Origin of the sequence: Listeria welshimeri serovar 6b str. SLCC5334, assembly GCF_000060285.1 — a bacterium.
Classification (GTDB): Bacteria; Bacillota; Bacilli; order Lactobacillales; family Listeriaceae; genus Listeria; species Listeria welshimeri.
Window position 1 is genome coordinate 1145222 of record NC_008555.1, and the last position, 24441, is coordinate 1169662.

General features: G+C 38.6%; 29 protein-coding genes and 1 riboswitch. Of the genes, 28 read left to right on the forward strand and 1 reads right to left on the reverse strand.

Annotation, left to right across the window (positions count from 1 at the left end):
- Window positions 1–3 precede the first annotated feature (3 nt).
- From eutA to LWE_RS05790, 14 genes are all read left to right on the forward strand, one after another.
- Window positions 4–1425: an ethanolamine ammonia-lyase reactivating factor EutA gene (eutA, locus tag LWE_RS05725; RefSeq protein WP_011701950.1), complete on the forward strand. Its 1422-nt coding sequence runs from the start codon at window positions 4–6 to the stop codon at window positions 1423–1425.
- 42 nt (window positions 1426–1467) lie between these two features.
- Window positions 1468–2832 (forward strand): ethanolamine ammonia-lyase subunit EutB, encoded by a 1365-nt coding sequence (locus tag LWE_RS05730; protein WP_011701951.1) that lies wholly within the window; start codon window positions 1468–1470, stop codon window positions 2830–2832.
- Window positions 2833–2851: 19 nt separating this feature from the next.
- Complete coding sequence (gene eutC / locus LWE_RS05735) at window positions 2852–3733, forward strand: ethanolamine ammonia-lyase subunit EutC (protein ID WP_011701952.1); 882 nt, start codon at window positions 2852–2854, stop codon at window positions 3731–3733.
- Window positions 3734–3755: 22 nt separating this feature from the next.
- Window positions 3756–4409, forward strand: coding sequence for an ethanolamine utilization microcompartment protein EutL (gene eutL / locus LWE_RS05740; protein WP_011701953.1), 654 nt, complete (start codon window positions 3756–3758; stop codon window positions 4407–4409).
- A 14-nt stretch (window positions 4410–4423) separates the two neighbouring features.
- Window positions 4424–4912, forward strand: coding sequence for a BMC domain-containing protein (locus tag LWE_RS05745; protein WP_011701954.1), 489 nt, complete (start codon window positions 4424–4426; stop codon window positions 4910–4912).
- Window positions 4912–6372 (forward strand): acetaldehyde dehydrogenase (acetylating), encoded by a 1461-nt coding sequence (locus LWE_RS05750; RefSeq protein ID WP_011701955.1) that lies wholly within the window; start codon window positions 4912–4914, stop codon window positions 6370–6372. Before LWE_RS05745 ends, LWE_RS05750 begins: the two co-directional genes overlap by 1 nt.
- Before the next feature lie 31 nt (window positions 6373–6403).
- Complete coding sequence (locus LWE_RS05755) at window positions 6404–6688, forward strand: BMC domain-containing protein (protein ID WP_003719393.1); 285 nt, start codon at window positions 6404–6406, stop codon at window positions 6686–6688.
- Between the two features lie 163 nt (window positions 6689–6851).
- Complete coding sequence (locus LWE_RS05760; RefSeq protein ID WP_011701956.1) at window positions 6852–7607, forward strand: ethanolamine utilization cobalamin adenosyltransferase; 756 nt, start codon at window positions 6852–6854, stop codon at window positions 7605–7607.
- Window positions 7608–7619: 12 nt separating this feature from the next.
- Entirely contained in the window at window positions 7620–8261 is a 642-nt protein-coding gene (gene eutD, locus LWE_RS05765) for an ethanolamine utilization phosphate acetyltransferase EutD (RefSeq protein ID WP_011701957.1), read from the forward strand.
- Window positions 8258–8830: a TIGR02536 family ethanolamine utilization protein gene (locus LWE_RS05770; RefSeq protein ID WP_011701958.1), complete on the forward strand. Its 573-nt coding sequence runs from the start codon at window positions 8258–8260 to the stop codon at window positions 8828–8830. Before eutD ends, LWE_RS05770 begins: the two co-directional genes overlap by 4 nt.
- A 14-nt stretch (window positions 8831–8844) precedes the next feature.
- Window positions 8845–9114 carry a EutN/CcmL family microcompartment protein gene (locus LWE_RS05775; RefSeq protein WP_011701959.1) on the forward strand — a complete coding sequence of 90 codons (270 nt, stop codon included), beginning with the start codon at window positions 8845–8847 and terminating at the stop codon, window positions 9112–9114.
- Window positions 9107–9652, forward strand: a complete 546-nt coding sequence (locus tag LWE_RS05780) for an ethanolamine utilization microcompartment shell protein (protein WP_011701960.1) — start codon at window positions 9107–9109, stop codon at window positions 9650–9652. Before LWE_RS05775 ends, LWE_RS05780 begins: the two co-directional genes overlap by 8 nt.
- A 15-nt stretch (window positions 9653–9667) precedes the next feature.
- Window positions 9668–10789: an ethanolamine utilization protein EutH gene (eutH, locus tag LWE_RS05785; RefSeq protein ID WP_011701961.1), complete on the forward strand. Its 1122-nt coding sequence runs from the start codon at window positions 9668–9670 to the stop codon at window positions 10787–10789.
- On the forward strand, window positions 10782–11225 hold the full coding sequence (locus tag LWE_RS05790; RefSeq protein ID WP_011701962.1) for a cupin domain-containing protein: 444 nt from the start codon (window positions 10782–10784) through the stop codon (window positions 11223–11225). The genes eutH and LWE_RS05790 overlap by 8 nt, the downstream gene beginning before the upstream one ends.
- A gap of 40 nt (window positions 11226–11265) precedes the next feature.
- Here the strand turns inward: LWE_RS05790 and LWE_RS05795 are convergent, their stop codons facing one another.
- Window positions 11266–11817: a helix-turn-helix transcriptional regulator gene (locus tag LWE_RS05795; protein WP_011701963.1), complete on the reverse strand. Its 552-nt coding sequence runs from the start codon at window positions 11815–11817 to the stop codon at window positions 11266–11268.
- Between the two features lie 313 nt (window positions 11818–12130).
- Between LWE_RS05795 and cblT the strand changes: the two genes are divergently transcribed.
- The 14 genes from cblT to LWE_RS05865 all read left to right on the forward strand — a co-directional run bounded on the left by cblT (window position 12131) and on the right by LWE_RS05865 (window position 24404).
- Window positions 12131–12625 carry an alpha-ribazole transporter gene (cblT, locus tag LWE_RS05800; protein WP_011701964.1) on the forward strand — a complete coding sequence of 165 codons (495 nt, stop codon included), beginning with the start codon at window positions 12131–12133 and terminating at the stop codon, window positions 12623–12625.
- Window positions 12607–12796, forward strand: a riboswitch (cobalamin riboswitch). It overlaps the preceding gene by 19 nt.
- A gap of 161 nt (window positions 12797–12957) precedes the next feature.
- Window positions 12958–14316 (forward strand): cobyrinate a,c-diamide synthase, encoded by a 1359-nt coding sequence (locus LWE_RS05805; RefSeq protein WP_011701965.1) that lies wholly within the window; start codon window positions 12958–12960, stop codon window positions 14314–14316.
- Window positions 14313–15260: an adenosylcobinamide-phosphate synthase CbiB gene (gene cbiB, locus LWE_RS05810; protein WP_011701966.1), complete on the forward strand. Its 948-nt coding sequence runs from the start codon at window positions 14313–14315 to the stop codon at window positions 15258–15260. The genes LWE_RS05805 and cbiB overlap by 4 nt, the downstream gene beginning before the upstream one ends.
- A gap of 12 nt (window positions 15261–15272) precedes the next feature.
- Window positions 15273–15905, forward strand: coding sequence for a cobalt-precorrin-8 methylmutase (locus LWE_RS05815; RefSeq protein WP_011701967.1), 633 nt, complete (start codon window positions 15273–15275; stop codon window positions 15903–15905).
- Window positions 15906–15920: 15 nt separating this feature from the next.
- Entirely contained in the window at window positions 15921–17042 is a 1122-nt protein-coding gene (cbiD, locus tag LWE_RS05820) for a cobalt-precorrin-5B (C(1))-methyltransferase CbiD (RefSeq protein WP_011701968.1), read from the forward strand.
- On the forward strand, window positions 17039–17635 hold the full coding sequence (locus LWE_RS05825) for a cobalt-precorrin-7 (C(5))-methyltransferase (RefSeq protein ID WP_011701969.1): 597 nt from the start codon (window positions 17039–17041) through the stop codon (window positions 17633–17635). The genes cbiD and LWE_RS05825 overlap by 4 nt, the downstream gene beginning before the upstream one ends.
- Window positions 17625–18194: a decarboxylating cobalt-precorrin-6B (C(15))-methyltransferase gene (locus tag LWE_RS05830; protein ID WP_011701970.1), complete on the forward strand. Its 570-nt coding sequence runs from the start codon at window positions 17625–17627 to the stop codon at window positions 18192–18194. The genes LWE_RS05825 and LWE_RS05830 overlap by 11 nt, the downstream gene beginning before the upstream one ends.
- A gap of 5 nt (window positions 18195–18199) precedes the next feature.
- Window positions 18200–18949 carry a cobalt-precorrin-4 methyltransferase gene (locus LWE_RS05835; RefSeq protein ID WP_011701971.1) on the forward strand — a complete coding sequence of 250 codons (750 nt, stop codon included), beginning with the start codon at window positions 18200–18202 and terminating at the stop codon, window positions 18947–18949.
- Window positions 18936–19967, forward strand: a complete 1032-nt coding sequence (cbiG, locus tag LWE_RS05840; RefSeq protein ID WP_011701972.1) for a cobalt-precorrin 5A hydrolase — start codon at window positions 18936–18938, stop codon at window positions 19965–19967. Before LWE_RS05835 ends, cbiG begins: the two co-directional genes overlap by 14 nt.
- Window positions 19964–20689, forward strand: coding sequence for a precorrin-3B C(17)-methyltransferase (cobJ, locus tag LWE_RS05845; protein ID WP_011701973.1), 726 nt, complete (start codon window positions 19964–19966; stop codon window positions 20687–20689). Before cbiG ends, cobJ begins: the two co-directional genes overlap by 4 nt.
- Window positions 20686–21438: a precorrin-6A reductase gene (gene cobK, locus LWE_RS05850; protein ID WP_011701974.1), complete on the forward strand. Its 753-nt coding sequence runs from the start codon at window positions 20686–20688 to the stop codon at window positions 21436–21438. Before cobJ ends, cobK begins: the two co-directional genes overlap by 4 nt.
- Window positions 21438–22919 (forward strand): uroporphyrinogen-III C-methyltransferase, encoded by a 1482-nt coding sequence (gene cobA / locus LWE_RS05855; RefSeq protein ID WP_011701975.1) that lies wholly within the window; start codon window positions 21438–21440, stop codon window positions 22917–22919. The genes cobK and cobA overlap by 1 nt, the downstream gene beginning before the upstream one ends.
- Window positions 22916–23701, forward strand: a complete 786-nt coding sequence (locus tag LWE_RS05860; protein ID WP_011701976.1) for a sirohydrochlorin cobaltochelatase — start codon at window positions 22916–22918, stop codon at window positions 23699–23701. Before cobA ends, LWE_RS05860 begins: the two co-directional genes overlap by 4 nt.
- Window positions 23694–24404, forward strand: a complete 711-nt coding sequence (locus tag LWE_RS05865; RefSeq protein WP_011701977.1) for a cobalt-factor II C(20)-methyltransferase — start codon at window positions 23694–23696, stop codon at window positions 24402–24404. The genes LWE_RS05860 and LWE_RS05865 overlap by 8 nt, the downstream gene beginning before the upstream one ends.
- Window positions 24405–24441: the final 37 nt, after the last annotated feature.

The following is a 24441-nucleotide window of genomic DNA, read 5'->3' on the forward strand; positions in this document are numbered from 1 at the left end:
GTTTTGGCGGAAACAATTTTAAGTGTAGGGATTGACCTTGGTACGTCGACAACACAGCTCATTTTATCCGAGTTAGAAATTCAAAATATGGCATCAAGTTTCACCGTGCCACGTATTGTCATTTCCGATAAACGAATTATTTATCGAAGTGAGATTCTTTTTACACCGATTCTTGCTGATAATTTGATTGATGTAGATGCAATTCGTGATTTTGTGACAAAAGAGTATGCAAACGCAGGAATTAAAAAAGAAGAAATTGGCATGGGAGCAGTCATTATTACAGGTGAAACAGCTCGTAAAGATAATGCTAGCAACGTTTTAGATGCTATGAGCGGTTTTGCTGGAGATTTTGTTGTAGCAACTGCTGGACCAGATCTGGAAAGCATTATTGCTGGAAAAGGAGCAGGTGCACATACTTATTCCAAAGAAAACAATACAGCTGTTGTGAACTTAGATATTGGTGGAGGAACAACGAATTTATCGCTATTTGATCGTGGAGAGCTTATTGATACGGCGTGTCTTGATATTGGTGGTCGGTTAATCAAGGTAGACCGCGAAACAAGAAAAATCACCTATATTGCTCCAAAAATTCAAGCTTTAATAGAAAAACGAGGTTACCCAATTTCACTTGGTAAAGCGACATCACCTGAAAACTTGCAACCTATTTTAGGTGAGATGGTCGAGTTACTTAAAAATAGTGTCGGTCTTGGAGCACCAAATGATTTTTATGAAACAATTATTACGAATAAAGGATTAAAATTTCTGACTGAAATTGAATGTATTTCTTTTTCAGGAGGCGTTGCTGATTGTATAACGACTGGTGCTCTAAGTGATCCATTTAGGTACGGCGATATCGGTTTACTACTTGGGAAATCAATAGCTGAGTCTAGCTTGATGACCGAAAAAAAGTATATCGAATCTGTCGAAACCATACGGGCAACAGTGGTAGGAGCCGGTTCGCACACAGCTGAAATTAGCGGTAGTACCATTACTTATACCGAGAAAATTTTCCCAGTAAAAAACATTCCAATATTGAAACTTGCCAAACAAGAAGAAAATGAAGATATGGCAGAAGTTATCAAGGAAAAATTAAACTGGTTCAAAATAGATGATGACATGGAACGGATTGCACTTGCAATTGAAGGCGAAAACAGCCCAAGTTTCCAAACCGTAACAGAATATGCAAAAGCCATTTGCGAAGGAATGAAAGAACCGATTGCACTTGGTCATCCGTTAATTATCATTACTTGGCACGACATGGCAAAAGCCCTCGGACAAAGTATTTTCGGGCATTTACCAGCTGGCTATCCACTAATTTGCTTAGACAGTGTCAAAGTCGATAATGGTGATTATATTGATATAGGAAAACCAGTTGCTGACGGGAAAGTGCTACCAGTAGTAGTAAAAACCTTAGTCTTTAACTGATCCATATAAATAGCTTTAATTTTTGAGAGGAGGATTTATCGAATGATTTTAAAAACGAATTTATTCGGCCATACATACCAGTTCAAATCCATCACTGATGTGTTGGCAAAAGCAAACGAAGAGAAATCAGGCGATCGCTTAGCTGGAGTTGCTGCTGAATCTGCAGAAGAACGAGTAGCTGCGAAAGTAGTGCTTTCTAAAATGACACTTGGCGATTTACGTAATAATCCGGTTGTCCCTTATGAAACAGATGAGGTAACACGCATTATTCAAGATCAAGTAAATGAACGTATTCACGATTCCATAAAAAACTGGACCGTGGAAGAATTACGGGAATGGATTTTAGACCATAAAACAACAGATGCTGACATTAAACGTGTATCACGTGGCCTAACATCAGAAATTATTGCTGCTGTAACAAAATTAATGTCCAATCTAGATTTAATTTATGGAGCGAAAAAAATTCGTGTTATCGCACATGCAAACACAACAATCGGTCTTCCAGGAACTTTCTCCGCTAGACTACAACCAAACCATCCAACTGATGACCCTGATGGTATCCTTGCTTCTTTGATGGAAGGATTAACTTACGGGATTGGGGATGCGGTAATCGGACTTAACCCAGTAGATGATTCTACAGATAGTGTGGTTCGTTTACTTAATAAATTTGAAGAGTTTCGTAGTAAATGGGATGTGCCAACACAAACTTGTGTACTTGCACATGTGAAGACTCAAATGGAAGCAATGCGTCGCGGTGCTCCAACTGGTCTTGTATTTCAATCTATTGCAGGTTCCGAAAAAGGAAACACAGCTTTCGGATTTGACGGAGCAACCATTGAAGAAGCAAGACAATTAGCCCTTCAAAGTGGTGCTGCAACAGGTCCAAACGTCATGTATTTTGAAACAGGGCAAGGTTCTGAACTTTCTTCTGATGCACATTTCGGCGTAGACCAAGTAACAATGGAAGCTCGTTGTTATGGGTTCGCGAAGAAATTTGATCCATTCCTAGTTAATACAGTAGTTGGATTTATTGGACCAGAGTATTTATATGATTCTAAACAAGTTATTCGCGCCGGCCTAGAAGATCACTTCATGGGTAAATTAACTGGTATCTCCATGGGTTGTGATGTTTGTTACACCAACCACATGAAAGCTGACCAAAATGACGTAGAAAACCTATCCGTACTTCTAACAGCGGCAGGATGTAACTTTATCATGGGTATTCCTCATGGTGATGACGTTATGCTTAACTATCAAACAACTGGTTACCACGAAACAGCCACATTACGCGAATTATTTGGTCTAAAACCAATCAAAGAATTTGATCAGTGGATGGAAAAAATGGGATTCAGTGAAAATGGTAAATTGACTAGCCGTGCTGGAGATGCATCTATTTTCCTAAAATAAGGAAGGGAGGAACTAAGCGATGAACGAACAAGAATTAAAACAAATGATTGAAGGCATTTTAACAGAAATGTCTGGTGGTAAAACAACTGAAACTGTCGAAGCCACACCAGCAAAAGCAATAACTGAAACTGTTGTAACAGAAGGAAGTATCCCTGATATTACCGAAGTTGACATTAAAAAACAATTACTAGTACCAGAACCTGCTGACCGCGAAGGTTATTTGAAAATGAAACAAATGACTCCGGCAAGACTTGGTTTATGGCGCGCTGGTCCACGTTACAAAACAGAAACAATTCTTCGTTTCCGTGCGGATCATGCAGTAGCACAAGATTCCGTATTCTCTTACGTTTCTGAGGATTTAGTAAAAGAAATGAACTTCACCCCAGTCAACACTAAATGCCAAGATAAAGATGAATACTTAACTCGCCCTGACTTAGGTCGTGAATTTGACGATGAAATGGTAGAAGTAATTCGCGCTAACACAACGAAAAATGCGAAACTGCAAATTGTTGTAGGCGACGGTCTTAGTTCTGCAGCAATTGAAGCTAACATCAAAGACATTTTACCATCCATTAAACAAGGTTTGAAAATGTATAACTTAGATTTTGATAACATTATTTTTGTTAAACATTGTCGTGTACCTTCCATGGATCAAATCGGTGAAATCACTGGGGCGGATGTAGTTTGCTTACTTGTAGGTGAACGCCCAGGACTTGTAACAGCTGAATCCATGAGTGCTTATATTGCTTACAAACCAACTATTGGTATGCCAGAAGCTCGTCGTACAGTTATTTCGAATATTCATAGCGGCGGAACTCCACCTGTGGAAGCTGGCGCGTACATTGCAGAATTAATTCACAATATGCTTGAGAAAAAATGTTCTGGTATTGATCTAAAATAAACTTGTTAGAGGAGGAAACTTCATGAAAAACGATAAATTACCTGCATCTGTTTTAAGCGTCAAAGTTGTGTCCAATGTAGATAATGGTCTATTTAACCAACTTGATTTAAAACCGCATCAAAGAAGTCTGGGTATTATTACATCTGATTGTGATGATGTTACATACACAGCACTGGACGAAGCAACAAAAGCAGCAGAAGTAGATGTTGTGTATGCAAAAAGTATGTATGCTGGTGCCGGCAATGCTTCCACAAAATTAGCTGGGGAAGTAATTGGTATTATTGCTGGACCAAGCCCAGCTGAAGTGAAAAGTGGTCTTTCCGTAGCAGTAGACTTCATCGAAAACGGTGCTAGCTTTGTTAGTGCAAATGAAGATGATAGCATACCTTATTTTGCACATTGTGTCTCAAGAACAGGTACTTTCCTTTCAAAAGAAGCAAATGTAGCAGAGGGAGAAGCGATTGCTTACTTAATCGCACCTCCACTTGAAGCTATGTATGCACTAGATGCAGCGCTTAAAGCAGCAGACGTAACAATTGGAACTTTCTACGGACCACCATCCGAAACTAACTTCGGCGGAGCTCTTTTAACAGGCAGTCAATCTGCATGTAAAGCTGCTTGTGATGCGTTCAAAATGGCAGTAGAAAATGTGGCTGAAAATCCACTTCAATATTAAGGTGGTGCTAAAAAATGCCAAATGAAGCACTTGGTTTAATTGAAGTCACTGGTTTCCTTGGTGCTGTGGTTGCCGCTGATACTTGTTTAAAAGCAGCAAATGTTGAACTAATTCGCTGTGAAGTCATTAAAGGTGGCTTAACAACAGTTGAATTAACAGGCGATGTTGGTGCTGTAAATGCAGCAGTGGAAGCAGGAAAAGCAGCTACAGAAAGCTTAGGTTGTCTCATTTCTAGTCATGTGATAGCAAGATTGAGTGAAGAAACTAAATCACTCTTTGTACAAACAGAGGAAGCGATAAAAGAAGCTATTCCAGAAATTGCAGAAGTAAAAACAACGATAGATTTCACAGAACAGAAACTTCGCGAAATGAAAGTGATTGATTTAAGGAAACTTGCTTACACATTAAATAATGTGCCTATCCCAAAAAGCAAGATTAAATATGCGAACAAGGATAAACTTGTTCACGCACTAAAAGATATTTATGGAAGGAGTGAAAACTAGTGGCACTAGAAGATAAAGATTTACGCTCAATCCAAGAAGTTCGAAACCTCATTGAATCAGCAAACACCGCACAAAAAGAACTTGCTGTAATGAGCCAACAACAAATTGATACGATTGTAAAAGCCATAGCTGATGCCGGTTATGATGCTCGCGAAAAACTCGCAAAAATGGCACACGAAGAAACTGGTTTTGGCATTTGGCAAGACAAAGTAATTAAAAACGTCTTCGCTTCTAAACACGTTTACAATTACATCAAAGATATGAAAACCATTGGTATGTTAAAAGAAGATAACGAAAAGAAAGTAATGGAGGTTGCTGTTCCACTTGGTGTAGTTGCAGGATTAATTCCCTCAACGAACCCAACATCCACTGTTATTTACAAAACACTTATTTCCATTAAAGCAGGAAATAGTATCGTTTTTTCTCCACATCCAAACGCACTAAAAGCAATTCTTGAAACAGTAAGAATCATTAGTGAAGCAGCAGAAAAAGCAGGTTGTCCAAAAGGCGCTATTAGCTGTATGACTGTTCCAACAATCCAAGGAACAGATCAACTGATGAAACACAAAGATACAGCAGTTATCCTTGCAACAGGTGGTTCTGCAATGGTAAAAGCGGCTTATTCATCAGGTACTCCTGCAATTGGGGTTGGACCAGGTAATGGCCCAGCATTTATCGAACGCAGCGCTAACATTCCTCGCGCAGTAAAACATATTCTTGATTCTAAAACATTCGATAACGGCACCATTTGCGCATCTGAGCAATCGGTTGTTGTGGAACGTGTGAATAAAGAAGCTGTCATTGCTGAATTTAGAAAACAAGGCGCACATTTCTTATCCGATGCAGAAGCTGTTCAACTTGGAAAATTCATTTTACGTCCAAATGGTTCCATGAATCCAGCCATCGTAGGTAAAAGCGTGCAACATATCGCTAATCTTGCTGGCCTTACTGTTCCAGCTGACGCAAGAGTACTTATCGCTGAAGAAACAAAAGTTGGCGCTAAAATCCCTTATTCAAGAGAAAAATTAGCACCAATCTTGGCTTTCTATACAGCAGAAACCTGGCAAGAAGCTTGTGAACTTAGCATGGATATTCTTTATCATGAAGGAGCTGGACATACTTTAATCATCCACTCAGAAGATAAAGCAATCATCCGCGAATTCGCACTGAAAAAACCTGTTTCCCGTCTTCTTGTTAATACACCAGGAGCACTTGGCGGAATTGGTGCAACAACAAATCTTGTACCAGCTCTAACACTTGGCTGCGGGGCAGTTGGAGGAAGTTCATCATCTGATAATATCGGACCTGAAAATCTATTCAACATTCGTCGTATCGCTACAGGCGTTTTAGAGTTAGAAGATATTCGCAAAGAAGAAAACCAAGCAACATCTGAACTTCCGGTTGATGCAGATGCACTCATCCAAAGTTTAGTAGAAAAAGTTTTAGCAGAATTAAAATAAAAAATAAAACACTAATTGGAGGAATTTTAAAATGGCAAACGCAAACGCATTAGGAATGATCGAAACAAAAGGTTTAGTAGGAGCAGTAGAAGCAGCAGACGCAATGGTGAAAGCAGCTAACGTAACACTTATGGGTAAAGAACAAGTTGGTGGCGGTCTAGTAACAGTAATGGTACGCGGCGATGTTGGCGCAGTTAAAGCAGCAACAGATGCAGGCGCAGCAGCAGCTGAACGTGTTGGAGAATTATTATCTGTACATGTAATTCCACGTCCACACAGCGAAGTAGACGCAATTCTACCAAAAAGCGCTGAATAAGACATATTTATAACATAAATCAGGAAAAAGCGTTAGTGAAAGGTAAGAGTTCCATCAGACTCGAAAAACGCCCGGAACTTCCGCTTTTTACCAGATTTAAGCAAAACAAAGCTTCCCATCATTACTAACACCAATTGTAAATGGGACAAAAGGATGTGGTTCTTTGGCTATTTTGACAGAAGACGAGTTACGAAAAGCCTACTTACACACCGATTTAAGAACGAAGAAAAAACTAGATATAAAAAAAGGAACGATTATTACACCATCTGCTAAGAGTTTTTTATCAGAAAAGAAAATCGACCTTTGTTATATTGATGATATTTCAGAAACGAAAGTAGTAGTAGAACCAGTGAAAAATGAAAAGTCGCGCGCAAAATTCCAAACGATTTATGGTGGAGCATTAGATGAGAAGCCAGAACATATGACGCACTTACGCGGCAACTTGCTTGTATTTAAAGACCATCCACAAATCGCTTTTCGCGGCAAATTAGATACTTTAGAAGCAGAAATTTTGGAAACTCAATGTTCTGTTGCAGCTGAATTTAAAGATCTTGCAGAAGATTTACAAGAAATCCTCACCTTTGTAAGAAATATAGTTCGATCGGAAGTTTTAAACGAGCAAATCGAGAAAGTTCAAATGCTAGGAATGGATGAAAAAGAACTGCGGGAACGTAGTCATAATCCAAAAAAATATTATCAAATGACACATTTCATGCCTGATTATACGATGGGTAATGCTGTCATTCGACTAAACAAATTAAGAACAATGGTCCGTGAAACTGAATTGGCTGCTTTTATAGCATTTAAGGAAACGGATTATTCGTTAAAAAGACCAGACATTATTCAAGCGCTTAATCGGTTATCCAGTTTATTTTGGATACTGATGTTCCGCGTAAGAACGGATGAATATAAAAAGTAAGGAGGCTTATTCATGAATAATGAGTTAATAACAAGCCTTATTGAAGAAGTCACTCGCCGTGCATTACTTGAAACTGGCGTAGAAGTAGAAGCATCCGGTCGTCACGTCCATTTAGATCGTGAAACGGTGGATGCACTTTTTGGACCTGGGTATGAACTTACTCATTTCCGTGACCTATCTCAACCAGGTCAATATGTTTGTAAAGAAAGAATTAGTATTGTCGGACCAAAAAGCGTGATTCATAATGTAGTCATTCTTGGGCCAATCCGTAAAAAAACACAAGTTGAAATTAGTGCGACAGATGGCACAGCACTTGGTATTAAAGCACCAGTTCGCGAAAGTGGAGATATAGCTGGCACACCTGGAATTTTACTATTATCTGCTAAAAATAGTGTTCAACTATCTGAAGGACTTATTGTTGCAAAACGCCATATTCATATGACACCTCAAGATGCAGAAAAACAACAAGTAACACAAAGTGAAATTGTTCAAGTGAAAATTAATGGCGACAGACCACTTATTTTTGATGATGTGGTTGTTCGAATTAGCCCTGATTTTGCTACATATATGCATATTGATTACGACGAAGCCAACGCATGCGGCTTTAAAAAGGGAATTCGAGGTCAAATAATCAAGAAAACAAAGGCAAAATGAGTATGGAAATCGAAGCACTTATAAAAGCCGTCACCGAGGAAGTCATGAGACGATTACAACTTCCAGATAAAAAAATGATTATCATAGGCCAAGATTCAGAACACACTCTCAGACAGTGTTATCAAAAAGAATATCAAGTTTCGCTTTATGACCGTTCTGAACGCACTTGTGACATTTTATTAATAGAAGAAGTGGAAATCGCAGAGCTAGCTAGAATCAGTTTGCTTGCACCAATGAATAAAAAAGAACAATTTATCACGGATCATCTTTTGGAAGGGCGTCCTACTTGGATAATGAAAAGCGGAATAAAAGCAAATGCTTATAAACGTTCTGCTAAGTATGGTATTAGACAACTTCTCCAAGAATATGAAGAAAAGCTCGTTCGTTTTGGTGTAGAATTTATCGAAAGTCCGGTAAGAGAAACGAAAAAAAGTAAAGTTATTAGCGAACAAGATGTGATTAAACTTACGAAGAATAATAGCGAATTCATTTTGCCAGAGGGAAGTTTTTTAACACCGCTTGCAAAAGATTACTTACAGGAAAACCGAATTAGCATTAAAGAAAGTTAGGAAGGAAGAGCGGTATGCAGATTGGAAAAGTTACTGGGAGTTTATGGGCGACGAGAAAAGACGAAAAATTAAATGGTTTAAAACTGCTATTAGTTGAGATTTGTACCGATGAATTGGAAGATGTAAGACATTCCATAGTGGCAGCTGATAATGCCGGAGCAGGAAACGGTGATATTGTGCTCGTTACAACTGGTAGCGCAGCACGAGCATCTACTGGTGACAATACAATTCCAGTAGACGCATGTATCGTCGGCATTATCGACTCGGTAGAACGTTATGGCTGAACAGTCTTTAGGAATTCTTGAACTTAGGAGTATAAGTAAAGGGTACGAAATGGCTGATGTTTTCTTAAAAGCAGGTAATGTTACTTTATTTACTTTTCGTCCTACATGTCCTGGTAAATTTTTGATTATTTTGCAAGGCGCTTCCGGAGAACTTACTAGTGCGATGAAAGATGCAAAAGAAGAAGCAGGAAAATTTCATGTTTCTTCTTATATTTTGCATATGGCGCACGAAGAATTACTTGCTTTTTTAAACAATAAACACCCTAAAGTGGATGTTGACGCAGTAGGAATTATCGAAATCAGTCAATTGGGCGCTGGGCTAAACGCATTGAATGAAGCGCTAAAAAAATCAGCTATTCATTTAAAACGAATGACGCTTGGTGCTTCGATTGGTGGGAAATTTGTGGCTGTTTTCACAGGGGAAGTTAGTGCTATTCAAGAAGGAATGCGGATTCTAATTGAAACTGCTGAACCAAAAAAGGTGATACATCATACGGTTATTCCTTCTCCTGATGAACTGTTAAAACGCTATCTATAGAATGGAGGAACACTTTTGAGCATTAATGAAATTATTATTTATTTAATGGTAATCTTTATGATTCTAGGGGCCATTGACAAAATTATCGGCAACAAATTTGGCTTAGGTGCGCAATTTGAAGAAGGTATTATGGCAATGGGATCGTTAACGCTAGCAATGGTCGGTATCATTACATTAGCACCAGTTTTAGCTAAAATTTTAAGCCCGATTGTTGTACCGATTTATACAGCGCTTGGGGCAGACCCGGCAATGTTTGCAACAACGTTACTTGCGAATGACATGGGCGGTTTTGCGTTAGCACAAGAACTTGCTTTAACACCTGATGCTGGTCTTTTTGCTGGAGCGATTTTAGGCTCGATGATGGGACCAACAATCGTTTTCACAATTCCAGTAGCACTTGGGATTATTAAAAAAGAAGATCATAAATACTTAGCAACTGGTGTATTATCTGGTATTATTACGATTCCAATTGGTTGTTTAATTGGTGGACTTGTAGCTGGTTTCTCACCAATCATGATTTTCAAAAACTTAGTACCAATTATTCTTGTAGCCGCGCTTATTATGTTAGGTCTTTGGTTTAAACCAGAAGGCATGATTAAAGGCTTCACGATTTTCGGAAAAGGAGTAGTCATTGTTGCTACTATCGGACTTGTAGCTGGAGCGATTCAACAATTGACTGGTTTAACTATTATTCCAGGTATTGCCCCTATTGGCGAAGGTATTGAAATCGTTGGTGGTATTGCACTTGTTCTAGCGGGAGCTTTCTGTTTAGTATTCGTCATTACAAAGGTTTTCAACAAGCCACTGATGAAAATGGGTAAATTGCTTGGCATGAATGAAGTAGCGGCAGCTGGAATGGTTGCTACACTTGCAAACAGTATCCCAATGCTACAAATGCTTAAAGACATGGATGAACGTGGTAAAATTATTAACGTTGCTTTCGCAGTCTCAGCAGCTTTTGTTTTAGGGGATCATCTAGGTTTCACAGCCGGAGTTGCTCAGGATATGATTTTCCCGATGATTGTCGGAAAACTTGTCGGTGGTGTCACTGCTGTATGTGTAGGGATCTATATGGCTAACCGAATGATGAAGAAAAATAAAGCAAAAGAACAAACGGCGGTGAAAGATAATGGCTGATATTAGTAAAGAATTAATTGAACAGCTAGTAAAACAAGTTGTCCTAGAAAAGATGGGTCAAAGTTCCAAACACGTTGATCCAAGTGGCATTTTATCGATTAAACTCCCTGTAATGAAAGTTTCAGAAGAAGATCGATTAGACACTGGTAATCCTAGTGACATAGTTTATACAAAAGACTTAGTAACATTAGAGGAAAGTAAACGTCTAGGTTTTGGTCTAATGGAAATGAAAGATACTACCTTCGATTGGTTCTTGGATTATGATGAAGTAGATTATATTATCGAGGGCAGACTAGATGTAGTTATCGATGGTAGAACTGTTTCAGCAGGAGCAGGAGAAATTATTTTTATCCCTAAAGGCAGCCAAATTAAGTTCTCTGTAACAGGAGAAGCAAGATTTGTTTATGTTACTTATCCAGCTGATTGGCAGTCATAAATATAAAAACGATTTCGGCTCTTAAAGCTGAAATCGTTTTTTATTTGAGTGAATCGCGATATTCTTTCGGAGTCATGTCGAATTGTTTCTTAAATACTTTGCAAAAATAACTAGCGCGAGAGAAGCCTAAGTTTTTAGCAATTGTATGGACAGCCCAATCGCTTTTTTCTAGTTGCTCTTTTGCATAAAGCATTTTTTGTTCATTGACATAATTAATAAAATTAATATTCAATTCGTTTTTGAATAATTTACTTAAATAAAAAGGGCTTAAGTAAACATAATTAGCTACTTCTTCTAAAGTAATTGAACGATGGATGTTTTTCTTAATATAGCGAATAGCTTGTTTGATTTCTTTATGTTCGCCATTATTTTTATTTGAAGGAGCAGTTTCTTTTTTGGGGTGTTTTTGTTTTTCGTGTGCTGTGTAGTAGTCACTTAAAACATCAAGCACTTCGACAGTTTCAAGCGAATGAAGTAGGGCAGAGTGATCTGGATTTTTTTGGGTGAAATCTTCTTGAATTTGTTGAGTAAATTGATTCTCTACTTGACTGTTCATCAAGGGTTGAATATTTACCACTTTGTCTTTCTCCAAAGTTCTTCCCTCCTTGTTTTATTCCTGCACTAATTATACCATAAAATCGCTTCAAATAACGTTTTATCCTGTATTTTAAATAGAACAATAAATTCTTTTTTATAACAAAATATTGTCATTTTTAGTTCAGTTGTATTTAAAATTGAGAAATAATTCACACTCCTGGCTCATTTCAGTAATTACAATCAAAAAAATACGATTTCAAAAGCTTGCACTATTTTGCTTTCTATCCTGCTAGCGACCTTGTACCAGTGGTTTAACAGGGATATAATGAAATGGAAATAACGCTTTCACGAGAGGGTGATCTTTTCAATTGAAGATTCAAAAATTAGTATTATGTGCGATGTTGATTGCGATGTGTGTAATTGGCGCGAACATAAAATTAATGGGTTCTGTTGCATTTGACGCAGCTCCAGCTTTTATTGGAACTTTGCTGCTTGGTCCGATGTACGGTGCAGTGCTTGGGATTTTCGGTCATTTAACTTCAGCTTTACTGGCGGGTTTTCCGCTCACACTACCAATTCATTTGATTGTTGCTGGAATGATGGGCGTAACGATGATTGTTTACGGTTTTACTCGCCAAAAACTAGCAGACAAGAATCAACTAATTGCTGTTAGTGTTTCGAGTATGGTTGCTTTTATTTTTAATTGTCCACTGTCATTACTAGCACTTTATCCATTAATGAATCAAGCGGTATTTGTTTTATTCCCAGTGCTTGCTATTGGTTCGATTTGCAACATTTTTGTCGCTGAAGTCGTTTACCAAGTATTGCCAGAACGCTGGAAAAGACGCATTGCCGGGTACTAAAAAACTAAATAGGTGAATATATTAATCCGGGAAAGAGGTGAAAATCCTCTACAGGCCCTAGCTACTGTAATACGGACGAAAGCCAAATAGACGTCACTGGAAGAAATTCCGGGAAGACTGGTGAGTAGGATGATGTTAAGTCAGGAGACCGCTTTTATATTCGATATCCAAAAACAACTTCTAAGGGAGCGAGTTGTCTTGATTAAGTAGATTTTCACGATGGGGAAGTTTCTTTGTGCTACAAGGAAATAGCTTGTTTGCGTAAATCTCAAAAAGACGCCAAAGTTCTGTTTGGTGTCTTTTTTTATGGCTAAAATGAAAGGTGAAAAAAGATGAACAAGATCTTAATTGCAGCTGCATCAAGTGGCGCTGGGAAAACAACCATAACGCTCGGAATTATGCGTGCCCTCAAACAAAGAGGTTTAGTGGTTCAGCCATTTAAGGTTGGACCAGATTATATTGACACAAATTATCATCAAGCGATAACAGGGGAAGCATCCATCAATTTAGATAGTTTTCTAATTGATGATGAAGACATGCTCGCGGCACTTTTTCAGAAGCATGGGAAGGTGGCTGACATTTCGGTCATTGAAGGTGTGATGGGGTTGTTTGATGGACTTGGTACTCATCGTGATAATGCAAGCACGTCCTTTATTGCCAAATGTACGAAAACACCAGTCATTTTAGTTGTAGATGGAAAAGCAATTTCGACTTCAGCGGCGGCAATTGTTGATGGTTTTAATCGTTTTGACCCAGAGCTTGCTATTGCTGGCGTGATTATTAATCGAGTGGCTTCAGAAAATCATTTTTCATTGATCAAAGGGGCGATTGAACGTTATACGGATGTCCCTGTGTTAGGTTATTTACCGAAAAATGCGGCAGTGGCACTTCCAGAAAGACATCTTGGTTTAGTACCTCAAGAAGAAATGGCAGAATTAGATGCAAAATGGGAGTTGCTTGGTGATTTAATCGGCGAACATGTGGATTTAGATAGATTGTTAGAAATTAGTAAGACTGGTGCAGATTTAGATATAACATCACCTGAGATAAATGTGCCAGACTTTTCTGGGATACGCGTTGCTTATGCGCTAGACGCCGCATTTCATTTTTATTATCAAGATAATTTGGAGCTGATTCGTTCAACTGGTGCTAGGTTGATTCCATTTAGTCCACTAGAAGATAGGGAAGTTCCAGAAGCAGATTTTATCTATATTGGTGGCGGTTTTCCAGAAGTTTTTGCGGAGCGCCTTGCGAAGAATAAAACGATGCGAGAATCGATTTTAACTGCGCATGAAAAAGGCAAGCCGGTTTATGCCGAATGCGGCGGTTTAATGTATCTTGGTTCGAGCTTGGAAATGGAAGACGAATGTTATGAAATGGTGGGCGTTTTTGCAGGGGTTAGTAAGATGACAACACGACTTCGGAAGTTCGGTTATTGTATCGCGGAACCGCTAGCAGACACACTGATTGGCGAGAAGGGAACTGCTATCCGGGGTCATGAATTTCATCATTCTGTTTTTGAAACAACGGAAAAACCTTGCATGAAACTTTTGAAAAAGCGAGATGGCGAAATTGTTAAAGAATGGTATGGCGGCTATCAAAAGGGTCATACATTCGCGAGTTACTTGCATATTCATTTCTATCAAAACCCAGCCATTTTAACGCATATGTTTGGAGCTTGTAGAAAATGACATTACTATTCTATACAGCATCATTTATTTTAGATTGTTTGTTAGGGGATCCTTATAGCTGGCCGCATCCAATTAAAGCAATTGGCAATTGGATTCAATTATTAACTAATATTTTGCGAAAAAATTTTCACGGGAAATCATTATATTTTGCTGGAGGAGTGTTATTTTTACTCACGGTTGGTTTGACGGGAGTTCTAACATGGTTCATTTTAATGATCAGCGCAAAAATCGCTTTCTGGCTTTACGCAGCTTTTTTTGTCTACTTTAGTTATACAACACTCGCGATGACTTGCCTTGCGAAAGAGGCGTGGAAAATTCAGCGGACATTATCGAGCGGAGATTTGGTTGCGGCGAGAGTGCAGGTTGGGATGATTGTTGGTCGTGATACAGAGAAGCTAACAGCAGAACAAATCAGTAAAGCAACAATAGAAACAGTGGCCGAAAATACAGCAGATGGCGTTATCGCACCATTATTTTATTTGTTTATTGGTGGGCCAGTACTTGCTTTAATGTATAAGGCAGTCAATACACTGGATTCGATGGTCGGTTATAAAAATGAAAAGTACCGAGCCATTGGTTTTGTATCAGCAAAAATGGACGATATAGCCAATTTTATTCCTGCGAGATTATCTTGGTTTTTCTTAGTAATTGCTAGTTTTATTTTAAGATATGATGGGCGTGCGTCTTGGGTGATAGGTCTTCGGGACCGGAAAAACCATACGAGTCCTAATTGTGCTTATCCGGAAGGTGCAGTAGCTGGAGCACTTGGTATAACACTAGGTGGAACACATGAATACTTCGGCGAAACAGTTGTTAAACCGACAATTGGAAGTGGAACTAAACCAGTCACGCAAAAAGAAATCAGCCAAACGATTCATTTGTTATACACAGCCTCCACTATTGCTTTTATCGTTTTTGCATGTATATATCTACTATTATTTTAAAGGAGTGGCACAATGAATTATATTAAAAATCCAGCTAAAATTGAAGAGAAAAGTTTTGAAATCATTCAACAAATTATTGATGATATTCGCCCAGATTACACGTTTCAAAATAAATGGGAGGAAGCTATTATCAAACGCGCGATACATACAACGGCAGATTTTGATTACTTGGATAGCTTAGTTTTTCAACAAGATGTGATCCAGGAAATTATTCACGTTCTTCAAAATAAAGGAACTATTTTTACCGATACCAATATGGCGCTTAGTGGCATTAATAAACGACTTTTAGATGAACTTGGTTGTAAATATCATTGTTATGTGAGCGATCCTGAAACAATAGAAATTGCTAAACAGCATGGTATTACGCGCTCTATGGCAGGAATAAAACTTGCCTCTTTAAAAGATGGACCGAAAATATTTGTACTAGGAAATGCGCCAACTGCAGTTTATAAGATTATCGAGATGACAGAAAGTGGTCAGTTGCAAGCGGATGCAGTCGTGGCAGTTCCTGTTGGCTTTGTTGGTGCGGCAGAATGCAAAGAAGAAATGCTTGAAACCGACATCCCAGCTATTGTCGCTCGTGGCCGAAAAGGTGGTAGTAATCTTGCGGCGGCTATCATTAATGCAATCTTGATTACGATGTAAAGAAGGCGACAAGTAATGGAAGATTTTATTTATTATAATGGCAAAAAATATCGTAAAGGTTATACAACTGGGACATGTGCAGCAGCTGCAGCAAAAGCGTGTGTCGAAATGATTCTAACCCAAGAAGAAGTAAGTGCAGTGCAAGTTACGACAACTGGTGGAACTATTCTTGAAATCCCAGTAGCACATCAACAATTTTCTAAAAAAAGAGCAACTGCAGCAGTTCAAAAAGATGGTGGCGATGATATTGATGCGACACACGGAATGTGGATTTTTGTAGATGTGGAATTAACAAATAGCACTGAAGTTGTATTAGATGGTGGTGTTGGAATTGGTCGAGCGACGCAAAAAGGTATTTCTGTTGCAGTTGGAGAGGCAGCGATAAATCCGGCTCCTCGCAAAAACATTTTAGAAGCGGTACGAAAATCACTTGGAGAACATCGTGGTGCCAACATTTTAGTTTATGCTCCAGAAGGGGAAGAACGCGCAAAACGAACAATGAATAGCAACTTAGGGATTATTGGTGGAATTTCTATTTTAGGAACGACTGGTATTGTTACTCCCATGTCTGATGAAGGTTGGAAAAAATCGCTGTCAATGGAACTAGAAATGAAACGTAATCAAGGACTCGAGCAAATTATTCTCGTTCCAGGTAATTACGGGGATGATTTTGTTCAACATACACTTGGTTTCTCAAGTAATAACATTGTGTCAATGAGTAATTTCGTTGGTTATATGCTAAAAGAAACACAACGCCTTGCCTTCAAAAAAGTACTGATGGTCGGTCATTTTGGCAAACTGGTGAAAGTGTCTGCGGGAATTTTTACAACATATAGCAAAGATGCAGATGCTCGTGCCGAAATCTTAGTTGCTAATTTAGCTTTACTCGGCGCGCCATTATCACTTTTACAAGAAGTAGAGAAGTGTAATACGACAGAGGCAGCCGGTGAATTAATTGAAGAAGCTGGTTACACACATGTTTATGAAGTGATTGCACAAAAAATAAAAGCAAGGTCAGAACGCTTTTTGAAATTTACAAAACCAAGTGTAGAAATTGATGTGGTTACTTTTTCGACGGAGCGTGGATTGCTTGCTACAACGAAAGATATCGATGTATTGCGGGAGGAATGGCAATGATTACGATTGTTGGAATTGGGCCAGGAGATACGAATTTGCTAATAAATGAAGCAAGACAGGCTTTAAGTTCGGCAGATACAGTTTATGGATCAAACAGGCAATTGCAAGAAATTGCGAATTTAACTACTGCAACTCCAATACTTTTACCAAAAAAATTAGCTGATTTGACAAACATTCCTCATCAAGATAAAAATGTGGTGATTCTAGCATCCGGAGACCCACTGTTATACGGAATTGGTAACTGGGCGATAGCAAATTTTTCGGAGGATATCCGGGTTATTCCTGGTATCAGTGCTATCCAAATGATGTTTCACAAAATCAAATTACCAATGAATGATTGTTTTATTACGAGCAGCCATGGGAAAACACCAAACTTCGACTTTTTATTACAGCATGAAAAAGTCGCAATGGTGACGGATACGATTATTGGACCATATGAAATAGCTGCTGAAATTTTAAAACGAAATTTAAACAAAATCATTTTTATTGGTGAAAATTTAAGCGCTAAAGAGGAACGAATTCACAAGTTAAGACCAGCCGAAGTTGCTAAAAAATACGATATGAATGTAGTGGTGATTGTTGATGAAAGATGAAGTATTTATTCGTGGCAAAGTTCCAATGACAAAAGCAGAGGTTCGAGCGGCAAGTATCGATTTACTTGGATTAGATGAAACATGTAAAAAATTACTTGATGTTGGTGCCGGAACTGGGAGTGTGGGACTTCAAGTTGCTTGTAATTTTCCGGAAATCGAAGTGACTGCAATAGAGCGCAATCCGGTTGCAGTGGACTTAATCAAACGAAATCAAGTGAAATTTGGTCTAGAAAATGTAAAAGTCATAGAAGCTTACGCGCCAATCGAATTAAATGAAAATGAAAAGTTTGATGCTATTTTTATTGGTGGCAGCGGTGGAAATTTAACCGAAATTATTGACTGGTCACTGGCGCATTTGAATCCCAGTGGACGTTTAGTACTTAATTTTATTTTGCTGGAAAATGCGCTAACTGCAATGAACCATTTAGAAAAATTATCTGTGTACGAATTAATAATGAAGCAAATCCAAGTTTCGAGTTGGCATAAACTTGGAGCGGGACACTATTTTGAACCACAAAATCCAACCGTGATTATCGGCTGTAAAAAACTAGAGGAGTGAAGAAAATGGCAGAAGTACATTTCGTCGGAGCAGGACCAGGAGATAAAGAATTAATCACACTAAAAGGATATCAACTATTAAAAGAAGCAGATGTTGTAATTTATGCAGGGTCACTCGTGAATCCAGAGTTATTGGACTATTGTAAAGCAGGTTCAGAAATCCATAATAGTGCGACAATGAACTTAATTGAAATTATCGATTGTATGGAAGCAGGTGTTACGGCTGGAAAAGAAGTGGTTCGTCTGCAAACAGGGGATTTCTCTATTTATGGTTCGATTCGTGAACAAGTCGAGGAAATGAAAAAACGAGGTATTCCTTTCACTTGTACGCCAGGCGTGAGTTCATTCCTTGGCGCGGCAAGTAGCTTTGGTGTGGAGTATACGGTTCCTGAAGTAAGTCAGAGTGTGATTATTACTAGAATGGCAGGCAGAACTCCAGTACCCGCACGCGAATCACTCAGATCTTATGCTGCACACCAAACTTCCATGGTTATTTTCTTATCGGTTCAAGGTATTCGAAAAGTAGTTTCAGAACTAATTAAAGGCGGTTATAAACCTGAAACTAAAGCAGCGGTTATTTATAAAGCAACTTGGGCAGAAGAAAAGAAAGTAACTGGCACACTAAAAGATATCGCGGAAAAAGTGACGGAAGCAGGAATTACGAAAACAGCGCTTATTATGGTCGGCGATTTTCTTGGCGAAGAGTTTTATTATTCCAAGCTATATGACAAGGACTTTAAACATGAATATAGATAAACTGGCAATCATTGCCGTTACAGAACGTGGTCGGGATTTAGCAATCACATTGACAAAAAAAATACCGGCAACCATTTTTGTACCAGAGAAACATCAAAATGAAGATACACTTGCTTTAACTCCAAATTTCGGAACAGCTATGCGCGAAATTTTCACACAATATCAAGCATTGATTTGTATCATGGCAACAGGAATTGCGGTTCGCACACTTGCTCCGGTTATTCGGGATAAATTGTCTGATCCAGCAGTACTTGTGATGGATGAATATGGCCAGTTTATTATTAGCTTACTTTCTGGACACGTTGGCGGTGCAAATGAGTTAACCGAGCAAATTGCTGAATTCACCGGGGGCGTATCCGTTATAACTACTGCTACGGACTGCTCAAATGTGGCTGCAATCGACAATATCGCCAAAGAAATAAATGGTTACTTACCAGAGTTTAAAACAACCACTAAACGTATCAATGGTCTTCTCGCAGCAGGAAAAGAAGTCAGTTTACGCGTAGATGAACCCCTAGATATTGATACTAGAGGTTTTACCAACAAAGAAGTTAGCCCACAAATTTATATTTCGACTAAAAATAATTTACCAACTACAGGAGTAGAACGAATCCAGCTTATACCCAAGCAATTTGTCCTTGGTGTTGGCTGTAAAAAGGGTATTTCTTTAGACATAATCGATACAGCTTTTACGCATTTTTGTGAACAAGAAAACATACATCCACGAGCCTTTCAGGAAATCCATAGTATTACCTTAAAAGCAGAAGAAGCAGCCATTCTTCATTTAGCAAAAAAATGGGGTATCGAGTTTATTGTTCATCCAGCAGAAGAGTTACAAACAGTGGCTGAAAAATACCCAACATCCGCATTTGTTCAAAAAACGGTACAAGTAGGAAATGTCGCCTTGTCCTCAGCAGATATTGGCAGTAACGGAAATGTCATTACAAGCCGATTTGCCGAAAATGGTGTGACATTCGCAGCAGGAAAATTAACTAAAAATAATGAGGTGGCAAAATGATTTATGTAATCGGAATTGGTCCAGGAGATAAACGATTAATGACTGGAGAAGCACTGCAAGCAATAGAAGAAGCTGAGGTGATTGTTGGTTATGTAACATATATCAAGTTAATCAAAGAACTAATTAAACATAAAGAAGTAGTAAAAACGGGTATGCGCCGCGAAATTGACCGCTGCCAAGAAGCTGTAGATATTGCATTAACTGGGAAAAAAGTTGCCGTTGTTTCCAGTGGAGATGCTGGAATTTATGGTATGGCAGGTTTAGTTTTAGAACTTGCAGAAAAAAGTGATCCAGCTTTAGAAGTCAAAGTCATCCCTGGAATTACTGCAAGTATTGGAGCAGCTGCTGTCTTAGGTGCGCCAATCATGCACGATTTTTGCCATATTAGCTTAAGTGATTTAATGACACCTTGGGAAGTTATCGAAAAACGTCTAACACACGCGGCAATGGCCGATTTCGTTGTTTGTTTTTATAATCCAAGAAGTAAAGGGCGCGCCAACCATTTGGCAAACGCTTTTCAAAAGATGATGGAACATAAATCAAGAGATACGGTAGTCGGGATCGTCAAAGATGTTGGTCGAAAAGAAGAACGAAAAATCATCACAACGATGCAAGACATAGATTACGAATTAGTAGATATGACAACGATGGTTATTGTTGGAAATAAAGAAACATACGTGAAAAACGGCAAAATGATTACACCACGAGGCTATTCATTATGATTTTCGTGCTTGGAGGAACTTCAGATAGTTTGTTAATTAGTGACTGGCTTACTGAAACAAAGCAACCCTTCATTCTTTCTGTTGCAACAGATTACGGTGAAACTTTAGCTAAACAACATGCCGAAAATGTGTTTTGTGGCAGATTATCAAAAGAAGAAATGTGTACAAAATGGCACTCAGAAAATGTTCAACTCGTTATTGATGCAACCCATCCATTTGCAACTATCGTTTCGGAAACCGCAATGGAAGCTTGTAAAGAAACGGAAATTCCATATATTCGTTTTGAACGTACAAGCGAACAAACAGATAATACTTATCTAGTAGCGGATATAGAAGAAGCCTGTAAAGTTGCTACAGAATTAGGCCAGAGAATTTTCCTTACAACTGGTAGCAAGAATTTACCTGAATTTGTGGCAGGATTGAGAAATTTGCACATTATCGCTCGTATTTTGCCAGTATCTGATGTCATTCGTTCAGCTGAAGAATTAGGACTCGTTGCTGATCAAATTATTGGTATGAAAGGCCCCTTCACTAAAGAAGCGAATCGAACTCAACTAGAAATGACGGGGGCAGATGTTTTAATCACCAAAGAAAGTGGAAAACAAGGCGGCTTTCAAGAAAAGCTTACGGCAGCGGCAGAATTAGAAATTCCTGTCATCGTGATTCGCCGCAAACAATTAAATTATCCAATCGAAATAAATCATTTAACCGAACTACCAGAAATTTTAACTCAATTGGAGGTCTACTAATGGGAAAAGTCATGTTAATTGGCGCAGGTCCTGGAGATGCACAACTGCTCACAGTAAAAGGATTAGCCGCACTTCAAAAAGCGGATGTTATTGTGTATGATCGTCTCGTGGAAAAAGCAATGCTCCAAGAACGAAAAGCGAGCTGCAAACTTATTTATGTGGGAAAAGAACCGTTACATCATCCAATTCCTCAAGAAGAAATCGAACAAATCCTTGTTAGGGAAGCTGCAACAAATGAGCTTGTCGTTCGCTTGAAAGCAGGTGATCCATATGTATTTGGACGTGGTGGAGAAGAAGGAGAAACACTTTATAAAGCGGGAATTCCTTTTGAAGTTATCCCTGGAATCACCTCAGCTATTGGTGGACTTGCTTATGCGGGAATTCCGGTCACACACCGTGATTTTGCTTCAAGTTTCCACGTGATTACCGGTCATTTGAAAAAAGGACGGGATCCACTAGACTGGGAAGCTCTTGCTAGGTTAGAAGGTACACTCGTTTTTCTGATGGGAATGACAAACTTGCCTAATATTTGCGCGAATTTACTAGCAAATGGACAAAAACCAGAAACTGGGGTTGCGATTGTGCAATGGGCATCCCGAGGCAAACAATTAACTGTTACTGGAAATTTACAAACTATCGAGCAAAAAGTAGCAGAGTCCGGTATTTCATCACCTGCGCTTATCGTTGTTGGTGAAGTAGTGAGCTTACGGCCACAGCTTAACTTTTTTGAAGAAATGCCGCTTTTCCATACCAAAGTCTTACTTCCAAGAGCACGAGCTGGTAAAAGTAAGCTCGCAGAACAAATTCGTGATTTAGGCGGAGAAGTAACAATGTATCCAAATATTCAAGTATTGGATGTGACACCAACAAAAACAAAACAAGAATTATGCGAAACTCGTGAAATTATTTTTACATCAAAAGAGGCAGTAGAGCGATTTTTTAATTATCTAGCGACGCTTCATTTAGATATTCGTACTTTGAAAAATACACACCTCACAGCTATTGGCAAACAAACGAAAGAAGCACTCAGCGAAAAAGGAATTGTTCCAGATAGTTTTATACAAAGAAGAAGTGCTGAGTTGATTTTAGAGCATTTAGCAAGATTTCAAAAAAATTCGAGCAATTTGATTATTGGGAGTGTAGTTGACACAGCAGAAGTTGGCGCTATTTTGTCTAATGTAAAGGCAATAGAAATGATGCCTTTATACGATTTGCGACCAGTGACAGAACGTCCATTTGATCTTGAAAGCTTTGAACAAATTTGTTTTTCAAGTTCTCGTTCGGTCCAAAATCTACTCGATGTATTAACAACCGAAGAAAAAGCAATTTTAAAAACGAAAACCATCCTTTCCATTGGACGATTCACGAGCGCAACCTTGCAGTCATTTGGTATTAATGATTTTGAAGAAGCTGATAGTGCAACACCAGAGAGCTTAATTGAATTAATCCAAAAAACAAAATTAGAAGGAGTACCACAATGAAAAAAGCCATATTAGTTGTTAGTTTTGGCACTAGTTATCCAGAAACAAGAGAAAAAACCATTGAAGCCTGTGAAAAAAGAGTAGCACAAGAATTTCCAGATTACACTGTATTCCGTGCCTTTACATCCAATAAAATTATTAAAAAACTGAAAACCCGCGACAACATGCACATAAATACACCCAGTCAGGCTTTAAATCAACTAAAAGAATTAGGCTACAATGAAGTCATTATTCAGTCTTTACATATTATTAGTGGCGGGGAATTTGAAAAAATCACCGCACAAGTAGAAAAATTTAAGCAGGATTTTGACTCCATTATCGTTAGCCAGCCGTTACTTGATTCTATGAGTGATTATGAAAAAGCAATCGAAGCCATTCGTCATCAAATGCCAACTCTAAAAGAACAAGAAGCGTTAATTCTTATGGGACACGGTTCGAAACACCATGCTTTTAGTGCCTATGCTTGTCTAGATCATATGCTTTTAAATGAACCCATTTATCTCTGTGCTGTAGAAAGCTATCCTGGCCTTGATCAAGTAATTGAACGTTTACAACAAGCGAATATAAAAAAAGCGCATTTAATGCCATTTATGCTCGTCGCAGGAGATCATGCTACGAATGATATGGCCTCAGATGATGAAGATTCCTGGAAAAGTACACTAGAACAAGCCGGAATTCAAACCGAATGTCACTTGCAAGGTTTAGGTGAAAATCCACTTATCCAAGCCCAGTTTATTGACCATATTCATACTGCTATAGAAAGGGTGAAAGCGCGTGGCTAAGTTTTATGGCATTGGTACAGGACCAGGCGACAGCAAATTAGTTACGATGGAAGCAGCAGAGCGACTCGGAAAACTAGCAATTCTTTATACGCCACAACCTAAAAAAGGTGGCGAAAGTTTAGCTAAGAAAATCGTCAGCCCTTATTTAAAAGACACATTAATCATCAAAGAACGCCATTTTCCAATGAATTACAACAAAGAAGAAAAAATGCTTGCATGGAGAGAAATTGCGGAAGAAATCAAAACAGATGTTCAAAACGGACATGATGTTGGTTTTATCACACTTGGCGACCCAATGGTTTATAGCACCTATAGTTATTTACTGGAACTATTGAAAGGTGACATAGAAACAGTGACGCTCGCAGGCATTTCCTCATTTTCAAATATCGCCTCCAAAATTGAACTACCTCTTGTGATGGACGAGGAAAGTTTTGCTGTTATTCCAGTAACAGCAGGAGCCAGTAGAATCGAACAAGCACTCACATTATTTGACACAGTTGTCTTAATGAAAGCAGCAAGCAATTTACCCCTTCTTACGACATTACTAAAAAAACTGAATTTGCTTGATGCAGCGGTAGTAGTAAGCGATGTTGCTATGGCGACAGAAAATATCATATACGGCATGCAAAATATCAATCCAGCAGAAAAAATGTCCTATTTTACCACAATTATCGTAAAAAAAAGATGGGAGCAATATAAATGAAAAAAGTATGGAAGTTTTTACCATTTGTTTTAATCGC